A 15489-nucleotide genomic window follows, 5' to 3' on the forward strand; every position below is an offset into this window, starting at 1 on the left:
CCAAGGGGGCGGGCATGGAGAGCATCGTCAGAAATCCCGGCCGCGACGCCTCGCCCCTGGTCCTCTCTTGCAGCCCGCGCAAGGGCGGCAACAGCGACGCCGCCGCCGAGGCCCTGGCCCGGGGGCTCGCCTCGGCCGGGGTCGAGGCCAGGGTCACGCACCTGCGCGACCACGCGGTGCTGCCCTGCAGGGGCTGCCAGGCCTGCGCGAGAAGCGTGGGGCACGCCTGCGTGCTCATGGAGCGCGACGAGGCCGAGGCGCTTTTCGCGCTGATCGTGCGCGCGCCCATGCTCTTCTTCACGGCCCCCATCTACTTCTACCACCTCCCCGGAGCGTTCAAGGGCTTCATCGACCGGGCGCAGCGCTACTACGCGGCGCAATTGGCGGGAGACCCGGTGCTGAATGCGCTCGAGACCAGGCAGGCCTTCGCCTGCCTGGTGTCCGGGCGACCCAGGGGGGAGAAGCTCTTCGAGGGGTCGCTTCTGACCCTGCGCTACTTCCTCAAGCCCTTCAACGCGGCCCTGGCCGAACCGCTCTGCCTGCCCGGCTTCGACGGCCCCGGCGACCTGGCCGGGGACGAGGCCACGCTTGCGCGCGTGGCCCGCTACGCCTCGGACGCCTGGAACGGTGCCGCGCCGTGAAGGCGGCGAAGCTCCGGCGGTAGGCCCCGTGGACTGGCGCGACCTTTGCGCGAGGCTTGTGCCCAGGGCGCTCGTCCTGGAGCTGACCGGGGCGCGCTGCCTCTTCTGCGGGGCAGTCACCGGCGGGCCCGGGCTCTGCGGGCCGTGCTCGCGGGAGTTCACGCCCAGGACGGGCGGCTACTGCCCGGGCTGCGGCGAGCTGGCCGGGGAACCGTGGGGCGCGCCCACGCGCTGCGGGCGCTGCCGCGTGGAGCCCAGGCCCTGGGACGCCATGGGCTTTTTCGGCGAGTACGGGGGCGCGCTGCGCGAGGCGGTGCTCGGGTTCAAGTTCGGCGGCAGGTTGCGGGGCGCGGCCCTGCTCGGCGACCTGGCCCTGCACGCCTACCGCCTGCACCGAGGGCGCGTGGACGGGTTCTCGCCCCACGGGCCGGACGTCGTGGCCGCCGTGCCCATGCACTGGCGCAGGCTCTGGGCGCGCGGCTACAACCAGGGCGCGGAGCTGGCCCGGGCCGTGGCTTCCGGGCTCGGCGTGGGGTTCGCGCCGTACGCGCTGGCCAAGACCAGGGCCACCACGGCCCAGAGCAGGCTCGGGGCCAGGGCGCGCAAGGCCAACCTGGCCGGGGCGTTCAGGGCGGAGAGGGAACTCGTGGGAGGAAAAAACGTGCTCGTGGTGGACGACGTGATGACCACGGGATCGACGCTGGAGGCCGCGTCCCGGGCGCTTCGCGCCGCCGGGGCCGCGCGGGTGGAGGTGCTTGTTCTCGCCCGGGATTGACGCGGATCAGGGCGTCTTCGATTTGAACGTGATGGATTTGACCTCGATGGATTGGCTGTTGGCCACGGAAAACCCGCACTTGGCGTAGCTCGGCCTTTCATATCTCATCGTGGCGACTTGGTTGTCGTTGATGATGAAGTTGATTGTGTCGCCTGTTTTCTTGATTGTCAGAGTGTTGAGACTCGCATTTCCTTTGACGATGTGTGGCGAAGGAGTCCAATCCTGGATGACAGAGTACTTGTCGTCCATGACCTTGTCGATGCAGTATGATCCATTTCCAGTGATTGTGAAACGATAGTAGTTTCTCGGTTCTTTGTTGTACCCCCAGATTATTCCATATCCATGCGTTTGTGTTCCATCAATCTTCATTATTTTCGTTTCGAGCACGAAATCGTCGTCTGGACGGAATCCGAGCGATTTGTACGTTACCCAACTCTCTTTTGACCGCTTGTGGGCGATGTAGTATCCATTGTGCCGCTTCTGAATGGTTGCGTCTTTCGTGTCAACCTCCGGCCACGTCAACTCGGGTGAGGTAAAATCGTCAGTGTATACGGTCGTGTATTCGTCGCGCTTGGCGGGGGCGGGCTTGGCCGCCTGAACGGGTTCCGCGGCCGGCTCGACGCGTTTGGGCTTTGGAGCCGCCGGCTTGGGCTGCGGTGTTTCGGTCTTCGGTGCGGGCTTCGGTTTGGGTTTCTCCTCGGTGCCGTCGTCGATGAGGCCCTTTGGGATGGTCGCTTGCTGGGCCATGGCGGGCGGCAGGGCGAACGTAAGCAGCAGGAGCAGGCATGAGGCGTATGCAAGGGCTTGGCGGAGTGCGTGCATCGTAGTCTCGCGGATGTGTGCGTTCAGTATCAGTAAATGATGTTCGCAACGGGAAGCAGTTGCTTCGTGTCTATGTCGTCACGGGTTTTCCACTTCATGTTGCAGTTTGTCACGTTGACCTCGAATCCGGACTCCATGCGTTTGACGGAAAGGCAGGATTTAGGATTTCTTTCCATCCGGACGCTGTAGTTGGGGCTCAGCCACAGCTTTTCGTCCTTGCCGACCAGCATTGCCTCCGGAGCGGTCCACGCGGTTTGCCCGATGACCATCTTCGCGGTGGTCGGCGTGCAAAGTTCCGTGAGCTTTTCGATAATGAACCTGGATGCGTTGAAGATGCTTTCCAGGTCGTTTTTCGTGAAGGACCCATGCGCCGCCTCTATCTTCCCGTCGGTGACCCTTATGAGGCGGGCGTCGATGCGGATGGCGTCGTTGTATCCCGTGATGGACCCGGATATGACGTACTTCGCTCCGGAAAGTTGGCCGATCTTCTGGGCGACTGAAGAGTAGCTTTTTCCCTGCGCCCCGAACTCCATCTCGTCAAGGATCTTCATCAGGGCTTCCCGCTCGACGACATCATAGGCTCCGATGTTCACTGCGGACGTTATCATGAATTCGGAAACCATCTTACCCTTGTTGCTGTCTTTTACGTCCGAGCTCAGCGAATCGAATTGCAGGATAGCGATCTTGATGGGGCCGTTGTCCTGTTCCTGTGCGGCCAATGCTTGACAAGTGATGCAGAACGAAACAAGTAAGGAGAGGACGGTTAGGAGAGCCATCGAAGATGGAGCACGCTTTACCGACGCAGCCCGTCTATCTGTTTTGATTGCCTTCATGCCGATTCCTTGTTTCGGAATGTCGCGTGGGATTCACTGAAAGGCCTGCGACGATTAGCAGAACGAGTAAGGAATTGGAAGGGTTGGCAAAAGAGTTTCCAGTTGCCCTACCTTTCCCGCGCGGAGCGAAGCAAGGGGAGGCATGGGAGGAAGCGCCCACCGCCCGCGCGGGCGAGATCCGCATTTATCCGAAAAACGGGTTGACATTTTTTTGTCCGCCTCTTAAGAACTGCTTCCCCGTTTGCGGAGGTCTATCATGTACGCTATTATTGAAACCGGCGGTAAGCAGTACCGCGTCGTCGAGGGCGCCAAAATCACCGTTGAGAAGCTCACGGTTGACGCCGGCGCCGAAGTGGCCCTGGAGAAGGTGCTCCTGGTCGGCCAGGACAGTGGCCTGAAGGTCGGCGCTCCCTACGTGGACGGCGCCAAGGTGACCTGCGAGGTCGTCGAGCACGTGCGCGGCCCCAAGATCGTGGTCTTCCACAAGTGGCGTCGCAACGACTCCCACAAGAAGACCGGCCACCGCCAGGACCTTACCACCCTGAAGATCAAGGCGATCCAGGCTTAGGAGGCTCACCATGGCTCATAAAAAAGCAGGCGGCAGCTCGCGCAACGGCCGCGACAGCGCCGGACAGCGCCGGGGCGTGAAGCGCTACGGCGGCCAGGTCGTGAAGGCCGGCAACATCCTGGTGCGTCAGCTGGGAACCAAGTTCCATCCCGGCGAGAACGTCGGCCTGGGCAGGGATTACACCCTTTTCGCTCTGGTGGACGGCACCGTCTCCTACGAGAAGTACATCCGCAACCGCAAGGTCAAGACCCGCGTCTGCGTGGTCCCTGCCGCGGCGTAGCGGACGCCTCAAGACATCGTTCCGAGAAAGGGCGGTCCGTATGGGCCGCCTTTTTTCGTTCGCCGTCCGCAGGCCCTGCCCGGCGCGCTTGCCTCGCGGAGCGGCGGGACCTATATCTTGGGGCCGGGTCCGGCAACTCTTGCATGGCTCGCGTCTTGCATTGATTTTCGGTGATTATCCCACGGAAGGGAGCCCATGGCGGACAAGGAACAAAAGAAAGTCATCATCAAGAAGGTGAAGAAGGGCGGCCACGGCGGCCACCACGGCGGCAGCTGGAAGGTGGCCTACGCCGACTTCGTCACGGCCATGATGGCGTTCTTCCTGGTCATGTGGCTGGTCAACTCCGTCACCGTGGAGAAGCGCGAGCAGATCGCCCAGTATTTCCAGTCCTTCAGCCTCCTGGACACCGGCGGCAAGCCCGGGCTCGTCCCGGCGGCGGACCTCTCCCAGATCGCCCAGCCCCAGAACCCCCCGGCCATTGTGGAGCCCATCTCCGAGACGCCCGCCGGCCCGGCCCAGGAAAAGTCCGAGGCCCAGAAGGCCGCCGAAGCCGTGAAGGAGGCCATCGAGACCGAGGCCCCGGACCTCAAGGAACAGATCATCGTCAAGACCGAGGCGGACCGGCTGGTGATCGAGGTCACGGAGGACACCAAGGGCAAGCCGCTTTTCGCCCTGGGCAAGGCCGACCTCACCCAGGACGCCAGGCGCGCCATGGCCTTGGTGGCCCCCCAGGCGGCCAAGGCGTCCAAGGGCAAGCTGACCATCGAGGGCCACACGGACGCCTACGCCTACGCCGGGGAGCGCTTCACCAACTGGGAGCTCTCCACGGAGCGGGCGGCGGCCGCCAGGCGCGAGCTCGAAAAGAACGGCGTGGCCCAGGACTCCGTCGGGATGGTGGCGGGCTTCGCGGCCACGCGCCCGCTTCTGCCCGAGAAGCCCCTGGACCCCAAGAACAGGCGCATCCGCCTGGTGGTGGAGCTGCCCAAGCCGCCCAAGGAGGAGGCCAAGCCCGGAAACGGCAAGGCCGAGTCCAAGAAGCCGGCCAACATTTTCGCCACGCCCCAGGAGCCGCCCGCGCCGCCTCCGCCCCCGGCGTCGCCCATCCCCCGGGAGAAGCGGGAAATCCTGGACCAGCAGATAGAAAGGCTTTACGACGAATCCATCAAGGGCAAACAGTAAACCGGCAGGCAGCGAAGAGAGATTATGTTCGCCATAATCGGCATAGCCATGGTCTTTGGCGCGGTCATCCTCGGCTACATGCTCGAGCATGGCAACTTCAGCGTGCTCTGGCAGCCTGCGGAACTGGTCATCATTTTCGGCGCGGCGTTCGGTTCGCTGGTGCTCGGCAATCCCAAGGAAGTGGTCATCGGCGCGCTCAAGGGCCTGGGGAGCGTGTTCGGCTCCTCCAAGACCAGCAAGGCCTTCTTCCTGGACATGCTCATCATGCTCTCGATGCTCTTCATGAAGATCCGCCGCGAGGGCCTGGTGGCCATCGAAAAGGACATCGAGGCCCCTGAATCGAGCCAGATCTTCACCACCTTCCTCAAGGACAAGTCCAACAAGTTCATAGTGGAGTTCGTCTGCGACACCATGCGCGTGTTCTCCACCGTGAACATCGAGCAGCACGAGTTCGAGAACATCATGGAGGCCGACATAGAGGCCTACTCCCACGAGGCCGTGGCCCCGGCCGGGGCCGTGAACAAGATGGCCGACGCGCTGCCGGGCCTCGGCATCGTGGCCGCGGTGCTCGGCGTGGTCATCACCATGGGCGTCATCAGCGAGCCGCCCGAGGTCATCGGCCACCACATCGGCGCGGCGCTGGTGGGCACGTTCCTGGGCGTGCTCATGTGCTACGGCATCGTCGGCCCCATCGCCGCGAGCATGGAGGCCAAGGCCAAGGAGGGCGAGCACTGTCTGATCGTGGTCAAGTGCGCCCTGGCCGCGTTCGTGGGCGGCAACCCTCCGCCCGTGGCCCTGGAGGCCGGCAGACGGGCCATCCCCAACCACCACCGCCCGAGCTTCGCCGAGCTCGAGGAGGCCGTGAAGGCGTCCAAGGGCAAGTAGCCCCCGCCCGCTTTTCTCCTTATTCCCATTGCCGCCAGGGACGCGAACGCCTATGGAAAAGGCAGCGTTTCCCTGGAGGGCATCATGGCGGATGCGACCATCCGTATTCTTCTGGCCGAGGACATCGAGATACTGCGCAAGGGGCTCAAGGTGCTGCTGGCCGCGCACCCCCACCTCCAGGTGGCGGGCGAGGCCTGCGACGGCGTCGAGGCCGTGGAACTGGCCATGACCCTGGAGCCCGACGTGGTGCTCATGGACCTCTCCATGCCGCGCAAGGACGGGGCCGAGGCCATCGCCGAGATCAAGCGCCTGCGCCCGGCCACCGGGATACTGGCGCTCACGGCCTACATGGAGCCCGATCTCGTGCGCAGGACCCTTTCCGCCGGCGCCGACGGCTACCTGCTGAAAAACGTCAAGGGCGACGAGCTGGCCGCCGCCATCGAGACAGTGGCCGGGGGCAGCCCCTACGTCTGCCCCGAGATCGCCCAGATGCTCATAGATTCCTTCGTGAATTCGGGGCAGGCCGCCACGGCCTCGGCCGTGGCGGACGTGCTCACCGAGCGCGAGCGGGAGGTGCTCTCGCTGGTGGCCTCCGGGCTCACCTGCAAGGAGGTGGCCTCGAAGCTCGACCTGAGCCCCAAAACCGTGGACGCGCACAAGGTGAACATCAAGCGCAAGATCGGCGCGAGGACCTCGGCCGAGATGATCGTCTACGCCATCGAGAGGGGGCTCGCGGGCGCGGCGTTCTCCAGTTCCGAAAGGGCCGTGTAGACCGCTTTCAGGGCTTCCCCGGCGGCCCTCGCGTCGCCTTCGCGCGAGGCCGCCTCCAGCCTGGCCCCGGCCTTGTTCACCGGGAGCACGCCGAAGGCCATGGACGACCCCTTCACGTCGTGACCCGCCTTGGCCGCCTCGGCCAGGTTCCCAGCAGCCAGGAAATCCCCCGCCTCGTCCGCGCGCATGCGGATGTACGCCGCGAACTCGGCCATGAGCGGCTCGAGTTCTTCCCTTGGGCCGCCCTCGACGTCCCTCTCCGGCGCGGTGTCCGGGTCGAAGGCGCGCAGGGCCTCCTTCAGGGCGTCGAGCGTCACAGGCTTGGACAGGTAGCCGGTCATGCCCGCCTCCAGGAAGCGCTCGCGGTCGCCGTCCAGGGCGTAGGCCGTGAGCGCCACCACGGGCAGGTCAGCCGCCAGGCTCCCGCACGAGCCGTCGCGGATGCGGCGCACGGCCTCCACGCCGTCGAGCCTGGGCATCTGCACGTCCATGAACACGAAATCGACTCCGCCCGCGCCGACCGCCTCCAGGGCCTCGTGGCCGTCCGAGGCCGTGGCCACCTCGTGGCCGAGCGAGGTCAAAAACTCGGTGAACACGTGGCGGTTGACCGGGTTGTCCTCGGCCACGAGCACGCGAAGGAGCCTGCGGGCCTTCTCGCGGGGCGCTTCCCGCCCGGCCGGGGAGTTCACGGGCTGGCCGTTCCCCTCCAACTGGGAGCTCTCGGGAGCGCGCGCCGTGGGCTCCTCCCCGGCTTCGGCGCGCTCGCCCGCGCCGGTTCGCGGCGCGGCCTCGCGCGCGGCCTCGCGCGCGGGCTCGGGCGCGGGCTCGGGCGGAAGGTTCCGCGCCTGCCCGGCCAGGGCGAAATCGGCCTCGAAGCAGAACTCGCTGCCGAAGCCGGGCTCGCTCTCCACCCAGATCCTGCCGCCCATGAGCGCGGCCAGCTCCCGGGAGATGGTCAGGCCCAGGCCCGCGCCCTGGTATTTCTTGGAGAAGGAGGAATCCGCCTGGCGGAAGCTCTCGAAGATGGCCCCAGCCTGGTCCGGGGGCACGCCCTCGCCGGTGTCGCGCACGCGGAGGAGGAGGGTGACGCCCGCCCCGGAAGGGCTCGCCGCCACCGTGAAGCGCACGCTGCCGGCCGGGGTGAACTTGACGGCGTTGTCCAGCAGCTTGGAGACCAGCTGGCCGAGCCGCGCCGGGTCGCCGAGGAGGGGGCCGGGCAGGTCGCCGGGGATGTCCTGCTCGAAGTCGAGGCCCTTCTGCCTGCACTGCGCGCGAGCTGCCGCGAGGGGTTTCTCGAGCGCGTCGGAAAGCTCGAACGGCTTCGCGTCCAGCACCAGCCTGCCCGACTCCATGCGCGAGAGGGCGAGCACGTCCGCGACCACGTCCAGCAGGGACTGCGCGGCCTCCGAGATCATGCTCAGGTGCACGTGGGTCTTGGCCGGATCGGTCTGGCGCCTGGAGAGCTCCGACAGGCCCAGGATGGCGCTGATGGGCGTTCTGATCTCGTGGCTCATGTTGGCCAAAAATTCGCTCTTGGCCCGGCTGGCGGCGCGGGCCTCCTCGTGGGCGGCGCGCAGGCGCTCCTCGCCGCGGCGGATGTCGGTGATGTCCTGGAGGGCGGCCACCACCCTGTCCAGGCTGCGCTCGTGGCCGGGCAGGGGCCTGAGGGTCACCACGCAGTGGCGCGGCTCCCTCCCCGGGGAGGGAACCGCCAGCTCGCAGGTGTAGGAGGCGGCCCCCTCCGAGAGGGCCTTGTCCATGCCCGAGAAGAGCGCGAAGGCTTCGGGGATGCGCACCGAGTCCATCTTCTCCACCAGCAGGGCCTTGCTGGCCGCCCCGGCGAACTCCATCGCCGCAGGGTTGGCGTCGAGCACGCCGACCAGCTTGGCGCAGTCGGCGGCGAAGTCGGGGTTGTTCCTGAAGAGCGCCTCCAGGTCGCAGACGGGCAGCACCTCGGGGGAGCGCATGAAGGCCGCCAGGGCGGAGAAATCCAGCTCCAGGAAGGGCACGGGCGAATCGGTGAACAGGCCCCTGTAGCGGGCCTCGCTGTTCTTCAGGCGCTGGTTGGCCGCCTCCAGGGCGGCGGTGCGCAGGCGGACCCGGCTCTCAAGCTCGGCGTTCAGCCGCTCCAGTTCGCGCTTGGAGTCGTCGAGCTCGCGGGAGGAGCGCTCCCGGCCCTGGGAGGCGTTCTCCAACTCGCGCACGGTCGTGCCCAGGGACTCCAGGATGTCCGCGCCGGCCCTGGCCAGGGCGCCCGCCTCGCCCCGCTCCTCCTGGGCGGCCCTGCGCAGCCCGGCGATGGTCTCCGGCGAGGCCCCCCGGGCGGGGTCGATGCCGGCCGCCAGGCCCGCGAGCCGGGAGAGCGGGCGCGTGATGCGCCCGGCGGCTGCCCAGGCCAGGGCCAGGGCCAGGGCCAGGGCCAGGGCGAACGCGAGGCCCTCCCGCCAGGCGAGGTTCATGGAGGCCTGGCCCAGCTCGCGCGATTCCATGGTCATGCCCACGTGCCAGCCCGTTTCGGGGATGGACACCGCGAAAGCCATCCCGCCCGCGCCAGGCCCGCCCCAGGGGACGCGCGCGAGGGGGTGTTGGGCCTGCCTGGACGCCTGCTCCAGGGAGGCGGCGAACTCGGGCGGGACCCCGCCGGGAGGCGGCAGGAGGAACGCCAGGCTCTGGGCGTCCATGATGAAGAGCCTGCCCGTCTCGCCCATGCGGATGCGGGCCAGCGAGTCCACGATGTCGCGCACGGTCTGGTTGCGGTCCTGGACGGCGCGGGCCTCCAGGCGGCCGTAATCCAGGCTCGCGCCCACGTGCCAGCCCCACGGGGCGAAGAAGGCCAGGCGCGCCAAGTGCTTGGACTCCACCCCGGAGTCGCCGCCGGGCCACCACAGGAGCAGGGTGTCCGAGCCGTCGCGGGCCACCACCTGGGCCGCCTTTTCCAGCGCGCCGCTCCCGGTGACGCCCTTGAGCCCCTTCCAGGACATCCCGGCCAGCGACAGATCCGAGTGCACCACCCCGGCGAAGCCTTCGTCGAAGGCGAAGATGTTCACCCCCGCCTTGATCGAGGCCAGGCGGGCCGTCTCCACGGCGGCGGCCTGGGCCTGGGCGCGCGTCATCGTCCCGCGAAGCTCCAGGGAATGGAGCGCCTCGACCTCGGCCAGGTAGAGGCCCAGCTCGCGCCGCAGGGCCGAGCGCTTGTCCATGATCGAATCCAGGCGCTTGTCGGAGAGGTCGCCGTAGCGGTCGCGGATGAGCGAGGAGGCCAGTTCCAGGGTCCTGGCGATGTCGCGCTCCTGGACGGCCTCCACGCTCTCGGCGTGGAAGAGTCTGGCCAGGCCCAGGGAGAGCGCGATGGTCCCGGCCGCGATGGCGGCCAGGATCAGGAAGACCTTCGTCCTGGGCGCGAGCGACGGGTTCGCGGGCATCAGTTCACAACGTTGCGGTTCATGACGTCGGGCCGGTGGAAATAGAACTCCACGCGGCGGTTGACGGCCTCGCTGTCCGGGCTGAGCGGCGGCACCAGCGGCAGGGTGTCGGAGTAGGAGACGGCCCGGATGCGCCCCGGGGAGATGGCCTTGTCCTCGAGCAGGGCGCGCACCACGGCCCCGGCGCGCGCTCCCGAGAGCTCCCAGTTGGAGGGGAACGGCCCGCCCGTGAACTCCCCGGGCAGGGCGTGGCCGCGCACCACGAGGTTCAGGTTGAAGGAGCGCAGAACGTCCTGGACTTCGCCGACGATCTTCTTGGCCTCGGGCGCGAGCTCGGCCGAGCCGGGCTTGAACATGAGCGAGTTGTTCACGCGCAGGAGCACCCCCGTGTCGTCGGAGCTGACGCCGGAGCTGGTCTTCAGGAAGGGGTCCTCGGTGATGATCTTCTTGAAGCGCATGGCGATGGCGTAGCGCGCGGCCTGCTCCTCGCTGAGCTTCACGGCCTTGGTCTCGGGCGGGCCGGTGTGGGGCAGGTCCGGGTGGATGGCCCCGATGCCGGGCGCGCCATCGGACTTGAAGTAGGTTTCCAGGGCCTTCTGCACGTCCTTGGGGATCATGTTCAGGATCCACATGAGCAGGAAGAAGGCCATCATGGCCGTGACGAAGTCGGCGTAGGCCACCTTCCAGCTCCCTCCGTGGAAGGCCCGGTGCCGCCTTGTGGCGGGCTTGGCCGCGAACGTGCTCTTTTGGCCCTTCATGCGCGTGGTCCTTGGTCGCCCGGGCGCATCAGCCCCGGATGATCTTCTCCAGTTCCTCGAAGGTGGGCCGGTAGATCTCGGGCACGCTGCGGCGTCCGAACTCCATGGCGATCATGGGCGTGGCCCCGTGGGCCGTGGCCGAGATGGTGGCCCGGATCACGCCGAAGAAGGCCTCGCGCTCCTGGGCGCGGTTCTCGAGCTTGGTGCCCATGGGGCCTATGAACCCGTAGCAGAGCAGCACGCCCAGGAACGTGCCCACCAGGGCCGCGCCGATGGAGTGCCCCAGTTCGTCGGGCGGGGCGGTGATCTTCTGCATGGTCAGCACCACGCCGAGCACCGCGGCCACGATGCCGAGCCCCGGGAGAGATTCCGCCACCTTGGAGATGTTGTACGCGGGCAGCGAGGAGAGCGCGTGCATGGACTCGATGTCCGCGTGCATGATGCCCTCGATCTCGCCGGGCTCCCCCGTGACCAGGTAGACCCTGAAGGTGTCGCAGATGAAGCGCGTGGCCTGCTCGTCCTGGCGCACGCGGCGGTGGGTGGAGAAGATGGCGCTCGATTCGGGGTGCTCGATGTCCTGCTCCACGCTGGCCAGGCCCTCGCGCCTGATCTTGATGAGCAGCCGGGACAGGAGGCTCAGGACCTCGGCGTAGTCCTCGCGCGAGTAGTGCTGGCCCGAGAAGATCTCCTTCAGGTTCGCGAGCACCACCGAGAGGGTGGAGCGGGTGGCGGCGATGAGGAACGAGCCAAGGGCCGCGCCGCCGATCACCAGGATTTCGGCGGGCTGGAAGAGCACGCCGAACTTGCCGCCGGCCACCCAGTAGCCTCCGGCGACGCACGCGACCACCACGAATATGCCAAGCAAAGCGATCATCAGGACTCCTTCGGGGCGCCGCCGGGACTGGACAGCGCCCGTTCTATCTCGCCCAGCAGGTCGTCCATGTCCAGGCCGGGGCGCTTGAGGGCCTCGGGGTGGTAGAGGCCCCTGGCGACGTTGTCGCACCATCTGGCCAGAGAGTTGACGCCGCAGGACTGGGCGTCCAGGAAATCCAAGGACTTGTCCAGGCGGGACGCCACGGCGAAGCGCAAAAAGCGCAACGCGAGGAAAAGCGAGCCCCCTTGCCGCGCCGTGCGCACCAGGGAGCAGTAGACGAATACGCTGAGCACCCCGTGGGGGTCCCAGCTGTCCGGGTCGGCCAGGCGCATGTAGGCGAAGAGGGCCGTGGCCCCGGCAAGGCCGGGAGGCAGTTCGTCCGGCGCGTTCACGAGAAGGCCCATGCCCCGGATGGAGAGGTCGGACACCGCAAGGCTCCCCGGCCCCCGCGAGGAGAGGGCGAACTCGGGCCTGCCCAACCTCTCGACGCCCAGGCGGACGTATTCCTGCTCGGGGCAGGGCCAGAGGGCCAACTCCTCGATGAGTTCGCCCGGAACCAGGACCCTGTAGTCCTTTCGCCTGTTTGATTCCTCCACGGCTCAACCCCGGATGTCTGTTGGAATTACGCCCTGCGGATAGCACGCCCCGGAGCGGGCAGGCAAGAAGCGTGTGGCGGCGCGTCCTGGCGGGAGGATTGTTTCTTCTGGCCAACAGGTTATACCTCCGGGCGTGAAGGACTCATCGCCCACCACCGGGCCGGACCAGGCCCGCGACGTCCCCCCGGCGACGCTCATGGCCCTGGCCAGGGCCCTCGCGGGCAGCGACGCCCTGGCCGCCATCCTCATGGACGGCGCGGGCAGGGTGGTCGCGGCCGGGCCCGGGGCGGGCTCGCCGCTCGGGCTCTCCCGGCCGCCGCTGCCCGGGGAGCCCGTGGCCGGGTTCTTCCCTCAGGACCAGTGGATGGCGCTCGAGCAACTGGTCGAGGACGCCTCCTCCCTGGGCGCGACCCGCACGGCCCTCCTGGAGGCCGGGCACGGCGAGGGCCGCAGGCGCGTGCTGGCGGTCTCGGTCCTGCCCGTTCCGGACGCGGACCCGGACGGGGCGGCCCTGGCCTTCCTGGCGCGCGACATCACCGCCGAGCACGAGCAGGCCGAGCGGCTCAGGCGCGGCACCCTGGACGTCATCCGCTTCAACGCCGAATTGCGGAGGGAGTCCACGGCCAGGCAGATGGCGCTCCAGGCCCTGGAGGAGCTCTCCGCCCGCCTGAAGAGCGTGCTGGCCGCCGCCTCCCGCGTGGCCGTGGTGGCCACGAGCCCTAGCGGTATCATCACCATGTTCAACCCGGGCGCGGTGAACCTGCTGGGCTTCACGGTGGAGGAGATGGAGGGCCGCGAAACCCCCCTGGCCTTCCTGGACGAGGACGAGCTGGCCCGGCGCGGCAGGGAGCTCGGCCAGGCCGGGGTGGGGGTGCTCGCGGCCCTGGCCCGCCGGGGCGGGCAGGATTTCGGCGAATGGACGCTCAACCGCAAGGACGGCGGTTCGTTCGCGGCGGAGCTCGTCATCTCGGCCATTGAGGGTCCCCACGGCGTGGAGGGCTACCTCCTGGTGGGCGTGGACATCTCCGGACGCAAGAAGGCCGAGGAGGCCATGGCCGAGCGCGAGGCCAGGCTGCGGGCCATCCTGAACGGCGCGGGCGAGGGCATCGTCACCGTGGACGGCCGCGGGCTCATCGAGACGGCCAACCCCGCGGCCGAGGCCATGTTCGGCCGCCCCGAGGGGGGCCTTGACGGGCTGGCCTTCGAGGACGTGGCCCCCGGAGCCCTGGACCAGGCCCATGGGCCGTACGGCGGGCCCGGCCGGGAGGCCGTGGGCGTGCGCGCCGACGGCTCCACGTTTCCCATGGAGCTCACCGTGAGCACGGTGGAGTTCGCGTCCAAGTCGCTCCGGACCTGCATCCTGCGCGACATCACCGCCAGGCGCCAGGCCGAGGAGGCCCAGCGCGGCTACACCCGCAGGCTGGCCGAGCAGCAGGCCGCCCTGGAGCGCGACCTGCGCGCCGCCGCCGAGATCCAGAAGAGCCTCCTGCCCAAGGGCCTGCCCGAGGACCCCCGCTACAACGCCCTCTGGCTCTTCGAGCCCAGCGCCGCCATCGGGGGCGACATCTTCAACATCCTGGCCCTGGGCCCGGACGTGATCGCGGCCTACATCCTGGACGTGAGCGGCCACGGCGTGCCCTCGGCCCTGGTGGCGGCCGCCGCCGCCCAGGCGCTCCAGTTCCATTCCCGGGCGGGTTTGGGCCCGGCCCGGCCCCGGGACGTGCTCGCGGCCCTGGACGAGGAATTCCCCCTGGAGCGCTTCGGGCGCTACTTCTCGCTCTTCTACCTCACCCTGGACCTGGGCACGGGCAAGCTCGACTATTGCGGCGCGGGCCATCCCTCCCCGGTGCTCAGGCGCAGGGGCGGGGGGCTTGCGCGCCTGGACGCGGGCGGGACTGTCATCGGGCTGGGCGGGCTCATGCCCTTCGAGGAGGGCGAGGCGCTGCTCGAGCCCGGGGACGTCCTGGCGCTCTACACCGACGGGCTCACGGAGTTCGAGGGGCCGGAGGGCGGGCGCTTCGGCGCGGACAACCTGGAGCAGTGGCTCGCGGCCCGGCAGGCCGGCGGGCTCGGCGGAATGATGAAGTCGCTGCGCCGCAGGCTCAAGGCTTTCGGCGGCAAGGCCAAACCGCAGGACGACCTCTCGGTCCTGCTTCTGGAGCTGGCCGCCCCGGGCGGCCGCGGAGGAGGCGCATGAACGTGCTGGAAAGCGTGATGAACGGCGTCACGGTGCTCGCGCCCCTGGGCGCCAGGCTGGACGCGGCCGGGTGCGGCGCGTTCCGCGACAGGCTCGAGCGCGCGCTCGCGCGCGGGCAGCGCTTCGTGGTCTGCGACCTCTCGGCCGTGAGCTTCATGGACTCCACGGGGCTGGCCGTGCTGCTGGGCGCCCTGCGCGCGCTCTCGGGCAAGGGCCGCCTGGCCTGCTCGGGCGTGCTGCCCCAGGTGCGCAGGCTCTTCGAGGTGGTCAAGCTGGACCGAGGGCTCCTCGGGCTCTACCCCACGGTGGACGACGCCGTGGAGGCCCTGGCCCGGCGCGGGGAGGGCGGGTCGTGAGCGGCGCGCGGTCCCTGGCCCTGGCCATCGGAAGCTCCCTGGAGAACGTGTCCCTGGTGGGCAACGCGGTCCGGGGAATCCTGGAGCGCGAGCCCGGCCCCACCCAGGACGCCTCCCTGGTGGAGGTGGCCGTGTGCGAGGCCGTGAACAACTCCATCATCCACGGCTACGGGCGCGAGCCGGGCCACCTGGTGGAGGTGGGCCTGCGCTTCGAGGCCGGTGCGCTCACCGTGACCGTGGCCGACGCGGGCAAGGGCTTCGAGCGCTTCCCGGAGGTCACGCCCCCCATGCCCGACGGGCGCGACCTCGACGAGATGCCGCTGGGCGGCTGGGGGCTTCGCATCATGGGCGCGGTGATGGAGAAGGTCGGGTTCGAGCGCAAGGGCGGCAAGAACGTCCTGACCATGGTCCGCCCCTGGGCCTGAGCGGGGTTGCCAAGCGGCGAGGTTTGGCGTTAGCAAGTGCAGCGGACGTTTGGTCAGGGTCTTTAGCGGACCGCCATCCCCACTCACCCCCGGCACCCCGCCCCCAG

16 protein-coding genes are annotated in these 15489 nt (G+C 68.4%); 10 read left to right on the forward strand and 6 right to left on the reverse strand.

Features of this window, described 5'->3' with window-relative positions; translation table 11 throughout:
• The first annotated feature begins 14 nt into the window (after positions 1-14).
• Both ACZ5V4_RS12845 and ACZ5V4_RS12850 read left to right on the forward strand, forming a co-directional pair.
• Positions 15-641, forward strand: coding sequence for a flavodoxin family protein (locus ACZ5V4_RS12845; RefSeq protein ID WP_464315256.1), 627 nt, complete (start codon positions 15-17; stop codon positions 639-641).
• Positions 642-669: 28 nt separating this feature from the next.
• Entirely contained in the window at positions 670-1416 is a 747-nt protein-coding gene (locus tag ACZ5V4_RS12850; protein ID WP_464315257.1) for a phosphoribosyltransferase family protein, read from the forward strand.
• Positions 1417-1422: 6 nt separating this feature from the next.
• Here ACZ5V4_RS12850 and ACZ5V4_RS12855 read toward each other — a convergent pair whose 3' ends face one another.
• Positions 1423-2238, reverse strand: a complete 816-nt coding sequence (locus tag ACZ5V4_RS12855; protein ID WP_464315258.1) for a hypothetical protein — start codon at positions 2236-2238, stop codon at positions 1423-1425.
• A 29-nt stretch (positions 2239-2267) separates the two neighbouring features.
• Positions 2268-3071, reverse strand: a complete 804-nt coding sequence (locus ACZ5V4_RS12860; protein ID WP_464315259.1) for a FlgO family outer membrane protein — start codon at positions 3069-3071, stop codon at positions 2268-2270.
• 256 nt (positions 3072-3327) lie between these two features.
• Here ACZ5V4_RS12860 and rplU point away from each other — a divergent pair, with 256 nt between their 5' ends.
• From rplU to ACZ5V4_RS12885, 5 genes are all read left to right on the forward strand, one after another.
• Entirely contained in the window at positions 3328-3639 is a 312-nt protein-coding gene (rplU, locus tag ACZ5V4_RS12865) for a 50S ribosomal protein L21 (RefSeq protein ID WP_464315260.1), read from the forward strand.
• 10 nt (positions 3640-3649) lie between these two features.
• Positions 3650-3919 (forward strand): 50S ribosomal protein L27, encoded by a 270-nt coding sequence (rpmA, locus tag ACZ5V4_RS12870; protein WP_464315261.1) that lies wholly within the window; start codon positions 3650-3652, stop codon positions 3917-3919.
• A 195-nt stretch (positions 3920-4114) separates the two neighbouring features.
• The gene (locus ACZ5V4_RS12875; RefSeq protein ID WP_464315262.1) at positions 4115-5098 is read left to right on the forward strand and encodes a flagellar motor protein MotB; all 984 of its coding nucleotides are present in this window, start codon (positions 4115-4117) and stop codon (positions 5096-5098) included.
• Positions 5099-5122: 24 nt separating this feature from the next.
• Positions 5123-5983, forward strand: coding sequence for a flagellar motor stator protein MotA (gene motA / locus ACZ5V4_RS12880; protein WP_464315263.1), 861 nt, complete (start codon positions 5123-5125; stop codon positions 5981-5983).
• Positions 5984-6067: 84 nt separating this feature from the next.
• A complete protein-coding gene (locus tag ACZ5V4_RS12885; RefSeq protein WP_464315264.1) occupies positions 6068-6754 on the forward strand; it encodes a response regulator in 687 nt (228 codons plus the stop codon).
• On the opposite strand, the gene ACZ5V4_RS12890 is transcribed toward ACZ5V4_RS12885, so the two are convergent.
• The 4 genes from ACZ5V4_RS12890 to ACZ5V4_RS12905 are packed head-to-tail and all read right to left on the reverse strand — an operon-like array spanning position 6694 to position 12404.
• On the reverse strand, positions 6694-10176 hold the full coding sequence (locus tag ACZ5V4_RS12890; RefSeq protein WP_464315265.1) for a response regulator: 3483 nt from the start codon (positions 10174-10176) through the stop codon (positions 6694-6696). The genes ACZ5V4_RS12885 and ACZ5V4_RS12890 overlap by 61 nt on opposite strands.
• On the reverse strand, positions 10176-10934 hold the full coding sequence (locus tag ACZ5V4_RS12895) for a flagellar motor protein MotB (protein ID WP_464315266.1): 759 nt from the start codon (positions 10932-10934) through the stop codon (positions 10176-10178). Before ACZ5V4_RS12895 ends, ACZ5V4_RS12890 begins: the two co-directional genes overlap by 1 nt.
• A 28-nt stretch (positions 10935-10962) precedes the next feature.
• Entirely contained in the window at positions 10963-11808 is an 846-nt protein-coding gene (motA, locus tag ACZ5V4_RS12900) for a flagellar motor stator protein MotA (RefSeq protein WP_464315267.1), read from the reverse strand.
• The gene (locus ACZ5V4_RS12905) at positions 11808-12404 is read right to left on the reverse strand and encodes a hypothetical protein (protein WP_464315268.1); all 597 of its coding nucleotides are present in this window, start codon (positions 12402-12404) and stop codon (positions 11808-11810) included. Before ACZ5V4_RS12905 ends, motA (ACZ5V4_RS12900) begins: the two co-directional genes overlap by 1 nt.
• 133 nt (positions 12405-12537) lie before the next feature.
• Here ACZ5V4_RS12905 and ACZ5V4_RS12910 point away from each other — a divergent pair, with 133 nt between their 5' ends.
• The 3 genes from ACZ5V4_RS12910 to ACZ5V4_RS12920 are packed head-to-tail and all read left to right on the forward strand — an operon-like array spanning position 12538 to position 15382.
• Positions 12538-14601, forward strand: a complete 2064-nt coding sequence (locus ACZ5V4_RS12910; RefSeq protein WP_464315269.1) for a SpoIIE family protein phosphatase — start codon at positions 12538-12540, stop codon at positions 14599-14601.
• Positions 14598-14957 (forward strand): STAS domain-containing protein, encoded by a 360-nt coding sequence (locus ACZ5V4_RS12915; protein ID WP_464315270.1) that lies wholly within the window; start codon positions 14598-14600, stop codon positions 14955-14957. The genes ACZ5V4_RS12910 and ACZ5V4_RS12915 overlap by 4 nt, the downstream gene beginning before the upstream one ends.
• Positions 14954-15382 (forward strand): ATP-binding protein, encoded by a 429-nt coding sequence (locus tag ACZ5V4_RS12920; RefSeq protein WP_464315271.1) that lies wholly within the window; start codon positions 14954-14956, stop codon positions 15380-15382. The genes ACZ5V4_RS12915 and ACZ5V4_RS12920 overlap by 4 nt, the downstream gene beginning before the upstream one ends.
• Positions 15383-15489 lie beyond the last annotated feature (107 nt).

Source organism: Fundidesulfovibrio sp. YSD1, assembly GCF_055397115.1.